1 rRNA gene is annotated in these 3,248 nt (G+C 56.8%); it reads right to left on the bottom strand.

Annotated features, from left to right (window positions below):
- Positions 1 to 30 precede the first annotated feature (30 nt).
- Positions 31 to 3,154: ribosomal RNA gene (locus tag OC490_RS48930) — 23S ribosomal RNA — on the bottom strand.
- Positions 3,155 to 3,248: the final 94 nt, after the last annotated feature.

The following is a 3,248-nucleotide window of genomic DNA, read 5'->3' as shown; positions in this document are numbered from 1 at the left end:
TCAGAACCAACACAGTGGACGCGAGCAACTGAGGACAAGCCCTCGGCCTATTAGTACCGGTCACCTCCAGCGGTTACCCGCCTTCCAGATCCGGCCTATCAACCCAGTCGTCTACTGGGAGCCTTAACCCCTCAAAGGGGGTGGGAACACTCATCTCGAAGCAGGCTTCCCGCTTAGATGCTTTCAGCGGTTATCCCTCCCGAACGTAGCCAACCAGCCATGCCCTTGGCAGAACAACTGGCACACCAGAGGTTCGTCCGTCCCGGTCCTCTCGTACTAGGGACAGCCCTTCTCAATGTTCCTGCGCGCGCAGCGGATAGGGACCGAACTGTCTCACGACGTTCTAAACCCAGCTCGCGTACCGCTTTAATGGGCGAACAGCCCAACCCTTGGGACCGACTCCAGCCCCAGGATGCGACGAGCCGACATCGAGGTGCCAAACCATCCCGTCGATATGGACTCTTGGGGAAGATCAGCCTGTTATCCCCGGGGTACCTTTTATCCGTTGAGCGACGGCGCTTCCACAAGCCACCGCCGGATCACTAGTCCCGACTTTCGTCCCTGCTCGACCCGTCGGTCTCACAGTCAAGCTCCCTTGTGCACTTACACTCAACACCTGATTGCCAACCAGGCTGAGGGAACCTTTGGGCGCCTCCGTTACTCTTTAGGAGGCAACCGCCCCAGTTAAACTACCCATCAGACACTGTCCCTGATCCGGATCACGGACCCAGGTTAGACATCCAGCACGACCAGACTGGTATTTCAACGACGACTCCACCCACACTGGCGTGTGAGCTTCAAAGTCTCCCAGCTATCCTACACAAGCCGAACCGAACACCAATATCAAACTGTAGTAAAGGTCCCGGGGTCTTTCCGTCCTGCTGCGCGAAACGAGCATCTTTACTCGTAGTGCAATTTCACCGGGCCTATGGTTGAGACAGTCGAGAAGTCGTTACGCCATTCGTGCAGGTCGGAACTTACCCGACAAGGAATTTCGCTACCTTAGGATGGTTATAGTTACCACCGCCGTTTACTGGCGCTTAAGTTCTCAGCTTCGCCCAACCGAAGTTGGACTAACCGGTCCCCTTAACGTTCCAGCACCGGGCAGGCGTCAGTCCGTATACATCGCCTTACGGCTTCGCACGGACCTGTGTTTTTAGTAAACAGTCGCTTCTCGCTGGTCTCTGCGGCCACCCCCAGCTCAAGGAGCAAGTCCTCTCACCGGTGATGGCCCCCCTTCTCCCGAAGTTACGGGGGCATTTTGCCGAGTTCCTTAACCATAGTTCACCCGAACGCCTCGGTATTCTCTACCTGACCACCTGAGTCGGTTTAGGGTACGGGCCGCCATGAAACTCGCTAGAGGCTTTTCTCGACAGCATAGGATCATCCACTTCACCACAATCGGCTCGGCATCAGGTCTCAGACTATGTGTGATCCGGATTTACCTGGACCACGTCCTACACCCTTACCCCGGGACAACCACCGCCCGGGATGGACTACCTTCCTGCGTCACCCCATCACTCACCTACTACAGGTCTGGTCCGTCGGCTCCACCACTTTCCATTCCCCGAAGGGTCCGGAACGGCTTCACGGACTTAGCATCGCCTGGTTCAATGTTTGACGCTTCACAGCGGGTACCGGAATATCAACCGGTTATCCATCGACTACGCCTGTCGGCCTCGCCTTAGGTCCCGACTTACCCTGGGCAGATCAGCTTGACCCAGGAACCCTTAGTCAATCGGCGCACACGTTTCTCACGTGTGTATCGCTACTCATGCCTGCATTCTCACTCGTGAACCGTCCACCACTAGCTTCCGCTGCGGCTTCACCCGGCACACGACGCTCCCCTACCCATCCATACAGGCGTTGGCCCTATTGTATGAATGACACGACTTCGGCGGTACGCTTGAGCCCCGCTACATTGTCGGCGCGGAATCACTAGACCAGTGAGCTATTACGCACTCTTTCAAGGGTGGCTGCTTCTAAGCCAACCTCCTGGTTGTCTCTGCGACTCCACATCCTTTCCCACTTAGCGTACGCTTAGGGGCCTTAGTCGATGCTCTGGGCTGTTTCCCTCTCGACCATGGAGCTTATCCCCCACAGTCTCACTGCCGCGCTCTCACTTACCGGCATTCGGAGTTTGGCTAAGGTCAGTAACCCGGTAGGGCCCATCGCCTATCCAGTGCTCTACCTCCGGCAAGAAACACACGACGCTGCACCTAAATGCATTTCGGGGAGAACCAGCTATCACGGAGTTTGATTGGCCTTTCACCCCTAACCACAGGTCATCCCCCAGGTTTTCAACCCTGGTGGGTTCGGTCCTCCACGAAGTCTTACCTCCGCTTCAACCTGCCCATGGCTAGATCACTCCGCTTCGGGTCTTGAGCGCGCTACTAAACCGCCCTATTCGGACTCGCTTTCGCTACGGCTTCCCCACACGGGTTAACCTCGCAACACACCGCAAACTCGCAGGCTCATTCTTCAAAAGGCACGCAGTCACGACTGTATGTGCAAGCACATACAGCGACGCTCCCACGGCTTGTAGGCACACGGTTTCAGGTACTATTTCACTCCGCTCCCGCGGTACTTTTCACCATTCCCTCACGGTACTATCCGCTATCGGTCACCAGGGAATATTTAGGCTTAGCGGGTGGTCCCGCCAGATTCACACGGGATTTCTCGGGCCCCGTGCTACTTGGGTGTCTCTCAAACGAGCCGTTGACGTTTCGACTACGGGGGTCTTACCCTCTACGCCGGACCTTTCGCATGTCCTTCGCCTACATCAACGGTTTCTGACTCGTCTCACAGCCGGCAGACTGTGAAAGAGAGATCCCACAACCCCGTATACGCAACCCCTGCCGGGTCTCACACGCATACGGTTTGGCCTCATCCGGTTTCGCTCGCCACTACTCCCGGAATCACGGTTGTTTTCTCTTCCTGCGGGTACTGAGATGTTTCACTTCCCCGCGTTCCCTCCACATACCCTATGTGTTCAGGTATGGGTGACAGCCCATGACGACTGCCGGGTTTCCCCATTCGGAAACCCCCGGATCAAAGCCTGGTTGACGACTCCCCGGGGACTATCGTGGCCTCCCACGTCCTTCATCGGTTCCTGGTGCCAAGGCATCCACCGTGCGCCCTTAAAAACTTGGCCACAGATGCTCGCGTCCACTGTGCAGTTCTCAAACAACGACCAACCACCCATCACCCCCGGCTACCACCGGAGTTCACTGGGGTCGGCGTCGAGG

It is taken from the genome of Streptomyces sp. STR69 (assembly GCF_024519455.1).
Lineage (GTDB): Bacteria > Actinomycetota > Actinomycetes > Streptomycetales > Streptomycetaceae > Streptomyces.
The sequence above is the reverse complement of the archived record's forward strand: the minus strand, read 5'-3'. Positions and strand labels throughout refer to the sequence as shown.